At 57.1% G+C, this 5,406-nt stretch carries 3 rRNA genes; all 3 read left to right on the top strand.

The features are described from left to right. Positions 1 to 258: 258 nt before the first annotated feature. Positions 259 to 1,784, top strand: a 16S ribosomal RNA gene (locus tag ACYSUO_RS42235). A 304-nt stretch (positions 1,785 to 2,088) separates the two neighbouring features. Further along, a 23S ribosomal RNA gene (locus tag ACYSUO_RS42230) occupies positions 2,089 to 5,211 on the top strand. An 88-nt stretch (positions 5,212 to 5,299) separates the two neighbouring features. Further along, positions 5,300 to 5,406: ribosomal RNA gene (gene rrf, locus ACYSUO_RS42225) — 5S ribosomal RNA — on the top strand; the annotation flags it as partial.

Genomic DNA, 5,406 nt, shown 5'->3' with positions numbered 1-5,406 from the left:
ACCGAAGGGAAGCGCCCGGAGGAAAGCCCGAGAGGGTGAGTACAAAGGAAGCGTCCGTTCCTTGAGAACTCAACAGCGTGCCAAAAATCAACGCCAGATATGTTGATACCCCGTCTCCAGCATCTGCTGGGGCGAGGTTCCTTTGAAAAGTCCTGCAGGCCTTCTGGTCGGCAGGCGCACAGCGAGGACGCTGTGAACCGGGGGATTATTCCTCTCCTGGTTCCGCTCTCGTGGTGTCACCCCGATTACGGGGAAACATTCACGGAGAGTTTGATCCTGGCTCAGGACGAACGCTGGCGGCGTGCTTAACACATGCAAGTCGAACGATGAAGCCCTTCGGGGTGGATTAGTGGCGAACGGGTGAGTAACACGTGGGCAATCTGCCCTTCACTCTGGGACAAGCCTTGGAAACGAGGTCTAATACCGGATAACACTCCCATTCTCCTGGATGGGGGTTAAAAGCTCCGGCGGTGAAGGATGAGCCCGCGGCCTATCAGCTTGTTGGTGAGGTAATGGCTCACCAAGGCGACGACGGGTAGCCGGCCTGAGAGGGCGACCGGCCACACTGGGACTGAGACACGGCCCAGACTCCTACGGGAGGCAGCAGTGGGGAATATTGCACAATGGGCGAAAGCCTGATGCAGCGACGCCGCGTGAGGGATGACGGCCTTCGGGTTGTAAACCTCTTTCAGCAGGGAAGAAGCGAAAGTGACGGTACCTGCAGAAGAAGCGCCGGCTAACTACGTGCCAGCAGCCGCGGTAATACGTAGGGCGCAAGCGTTGTCCGGAATTATTGGGCGTAAAGAGCTCGTAGGCGGCTTGTCACGTCGATTGTGAAAGCTCGGGGCTTAACCCCGAGTCTGCAGTCGATACGGGCTAGCTAGAGTGTGGTAGGGGAGATCGGAATTCCTGGTGTAGCGGTGAAATGCGCAGATATCAGGAGGAACACCGGTGGCGAAGGCGGATCTCTGGGCCATTACTGACGCTGAGGAGCGAAAGCGTGGGGAGCGAACAGGATTAGATACCCTGGTAGTCCACGCCGTAAACGGTGGGCACTAGGTGTGGGCAACATTCCACGTTGTCCGCGCCGCAGCTAACGCATTAAGTGCCCCGCCTGGGGAGTACGGCCGCAAGGCTAAAACTCAAAGGAATTGACGGGGGCCCGCACAAGCAGCGGAGCATGTGGCTTAATTCGACGCAACGCGAAGAACCTTACCAAGGCTTGACATACACCGGAAACGTCCAGAGATGGGCGCCCCCTTGTGGTCGGTGTACAGGTGGTGCATGGCTGTCGTCAGCTCGTGTCGTGAGATGTTGGGTTAAGTCCCGCAACGAGCGCAACCCTTGTTCTGTGTTGCCAGCATGCCCTTCGGGGTGATGGGGACTCACAGGAGACCGCCGGGGTCAACTCGGAGGAAGGTGGGGACGACGTCAAGTCATCATGCCCCTTATGTCTTGGGCTGCACACGTGCTACAATGGCCGATACAATGAGCTGCGATACCGCAAGGTGGAGCGAATCTCAAAAAGTCGGTCTCAGTTCGGATTGGGGTCTGCAACTCGACCCCATGAAGTTGGAGTTGCTAGTAATCGCAGATCAGCATTGCTGCGGTGAATACGTTCCCGGGCCTTGTACACACCGCCCGTCACGTCACGAAAGTCGGTAACACCCGAAGCCGGTGGCCCAACCCCTTGTGGGAGGGAGCTGTCGAAGGTGGGACTGGCGATTGGGACGAAGTCGTAACAAGGTAGCCGTACCGGAAGGTGCGGCTGGATCACCTCCTTTCTAAGGAGCATCTAGGCCGCCAAACGTTGTTTGGTGGTCCAGGGCCATTACGTCGGCAAATGTTCGACGGTGGTTGCTCATGGGTGGAACGTTGATTATTCGGCACGATCGGTTGGCTTCACTAGTACTGCTTCGGCGTGGAACGTGAGAGTGAACAGGTCGGGCCGGGCACGCTGTTGGGTATCTGAAGGTACGGCCCTATGGTCGCCTTCAGTGCCGGCCCCAGTGCACTCGAACTCAAGGGTTCGGGGTGATGGGTGGTTGGTCGTTGTTTGAGAACTGCACAGTGGACGCGAGCATCTGTGGCCAAGTTTTTAAGGGCGCACGGTGGATGCCTTGGCACCAGGAACCGATGAAGGACGTGGGAGGCCACGATAGTCCCCGGGGAGTCGTCAACCAGGCTTTGATCCGGGGGTTTCCGAATGGGGAAACCCGGCAGTCGTCATGGGCTGTCACCCGCTGCTGAATATATAGGCAGTGTGGAGGGAACGCGGGGAAGTGAAACATCTCAGTACCCGCAGGAAGAGAAAACAACCGTGATTCCGGGAGTAGTGGCGAGCGAAACTGGATGAGGCCAAACCGTATACGTGTGAGACCCGGCAGGGGTTGCGTGTACGGGGTTGTGGGATCTCTCTTTTACGGTCTGCCGGCCGTGAGACGAGTAAGAAACCGTTGATGTAGGCGAAGGACATGCGAAAGGTCCGGCGTAGAGGGTAAGACCCCCGTAGTCGAAACATTAGCGGCTCGTTTGAGAGACACCCAAGTAGCACGGGGCCCGAGAAATCCTGTGTGAATCTGGCGGGACCACCCGTTAAGCCTAAATATTCCCTGGTGACCGATAGCGGATAGTACCGTGAGGGAATGGTGAAAAGTACCGCGGGAGCGGAGTGAAATAGTACCTGAAACCGTGTGCCTACAAGCCGTGGGAGCGTCGCGCATTGAGTTTACTCAATGCGTCGTGACTGCGTGCCTTTTGAAGAATGAGCCTGCGAGTTTGCGGTGTGTTGCGAGGTTAACCCGTGTGGGGAAGCCGTAGCGAAAGCGAGTCCGAATAGGGCGATTTAGTAGCGCGCTCAAGACCCGAAGCGGAGTGATCTAGCCATGGGCAGGTTGAAGCGGAGGTAAGACTTCGTGGAGGACCGAACCCACCAGGGTTGAAAACCTGGGGGATGACCTGTGGTTAGGGGTGAAAGGCCAATCAAACTCCGTGATAGCTGGTTCTCCCCGAAATGCATTTAGGTGCAGCGTCGTGTGTTTCTTGCCGGAGGTAGAGCACTGGATAGGCGATGGGCCCTACCGGGTTACTGACCTTAGCCAAACTCCGAATGCCGGTAAGTGAGAGCACGGCAGTGAGACTGTGGGGGATAAGCTCCATGGTCGAGAGGGAAACAGCCCAGAGCATCGACTAAGGCCCCTAAGCGTACGCTAAGTGGGAAAGGATGTGGAGTCGCAGAGACAACCAGGAGGTTGGCTTAGAAGCAGCCACCCTTGAAAGAGTGCGTAATAGCTCACTGGTCAAGTGATTCCGCGCCGACAATGTAGCGGGGCTCAAGCGTACCGCCGAAGTCGTGTCATTCATACAACAGGGCCAACGCCTGTATGGATGGGTAGGGGAGCGTCGTGTGCCGGGTGAAGCAGCACCGGAAGGTAGTTGTGGACGGTTCACGAGTGAGAATGCAGGCATGAGTAGCGATACACACGTGAGAAACGTGTGCGCCGATTGACTAAGGGTTCCTGGGTCAAGCTGATCTGCCCAGGGTAAGTCGGGACCTAAGGCGAGGCCGACAGGCGTAGTCGATGGATAACCGGTTGATATTCCGGTACCCGCTGTGACGCGAAAGACATCGAATCCAGTGATGCTAAGGCCGTGAAGCCGTTCCGGACCCTTCGGGGAATGGAAAGTGGTGGAGCCGCCGGCCCAAGCTGGTAGTAGGTGAGCGATGGGGTGACGCAGGAAGGTAGTCCAGCCCGGGCGATGGTAGTCCCGGGGTAAGGGTGTAGGGCGCTGTCCAGGTAAATCCGGACAGCTTGTGCCTGAGACCTGATGCCGAGCCGATTGTGGTGAAGTGGATGATCCTATGCTGTCGAGAAAAGCCTCTAGCGAGTTTCATGGCGGCCCGTACCCTAAACCGACTCAGGTGGTCAGGTAGAGAATACCGAGGCGTTCGGGTGAACTATGGTTAAGGAACTCGGCAAAATGCCCCCGTAACTTCGGGAGAAGGGGGGCCATCACTGGTGATGAGTCTTGCACTCTGAGCTGGGGGTGGCCGCAGAGACCAGCGAGAAGCGACTGTTTACTAAAAACACAGGTCCGTGCGAAGCCGTAAGGCGATGTATACGGACTGACGCCTGCCCGGTGCTGGAACGTTAAGGGGACCGGTTAGTGCGCTTTCGGGCGTGCGAAGCTGAGAACTTAAGCGCCAGTAAACGGCGGTGGTAACTATAACCATCCTAAGGTAGCGAAATTCCTTGTCGGGTAAGTTCCGACCTGCACGAATGGCGTAACGACTTCTCGACTGTCTCAACCATAGGCCCGGTGAAATTGCACTACGAGTAAAGATGCTCGTTTCGCGCAGAAGGACGGAAAGACCCCGGGACCTTTACTACAGTTTGATATTGGTGTTCGGTTCGGCTTGTGTAGGATAGGTGGGAGACTGTGAAGCGGCCACGCCAGTGGTTGTGGAGTCGTCGTTGAAATACCACTCTGGTCGTGCTGGATGTCTAACCTGGGTCCGTGATCCGGATCAGGGACAGTGTCTGATGGGTAGTTTAACTGGGGCGGTTGCCTCCCAAAGAGTAACGGAGGCGCCCAAAGGTTCCCTCAGCCTGGTTGGTAATCAGGTGTTGAGTGTAAGTGCACAAGGGAGCTTGACTGTGAGACCGACGGGTCGAGCAGGGACGAAAGTCGGGACTAGTGATCCGGCGGTGGCTTGTGGAAGCGCCGTCGCTCAACGGATAAAAGGTACCCCGGGGATAACAGGCTGATCTTCCCCAAGAGTCCATATCGACGGGATGGTTTGGCACCTCGATGTCGGCTCGTCGCATCCTGGGGCTGGAGTCGGTCCCAAGGGTTGGGCTGTTCGCCCATTAAAGCGGTACGCGAGCTGGGTTTAGAACGTCGTGAGACAGTTCGGTCCCTATCCTCTGTGCGCGTAGGAATATTGAGAAGGGCTGTCCCTAGTACGAGAGGACCGGGACGGACGAACCTCTGGTGTGCCAGTTGTCCTGCCAAGGGCATGGCTGGTTGGCTACGTTCGGAAAGGATAACCGCTGAAAGCATCTAAGCGGGAAGCCTGCTTCGAGATGAGTATTCCCACCCCCTTTGAGGGGTTAAGGCTCCCAGTAGACGACTGGGTTGATAGGCCGGATCTGGAAGCACCGTAAGGTGTGGAGGTGACCGGTACTAATAGGCCGAGGGCTTGTCCTCAGTTGCTCGCGTCCACTGTGTTGGTTCTGAAACCACGAACAACCGTCGTAGCCATGTGCCACGGCTCCGGTTGACAGTTTCATAGTGTTTCGGTGGTCATAGCGTGAGGGAAACGCCCGGTTACATTCCGAACCCGGAAGCTAAGCCTCACAGCGCCGATGGTACTGCAGGGGGGACCCTGTGGGAGAGTAGGAC

Source organism: Streptomyces sp. UC4497 (genome assembly GCF_054871485.1).
This window is presented reverse-complemented; position numbering and strand designations above follow the sequence as displayed.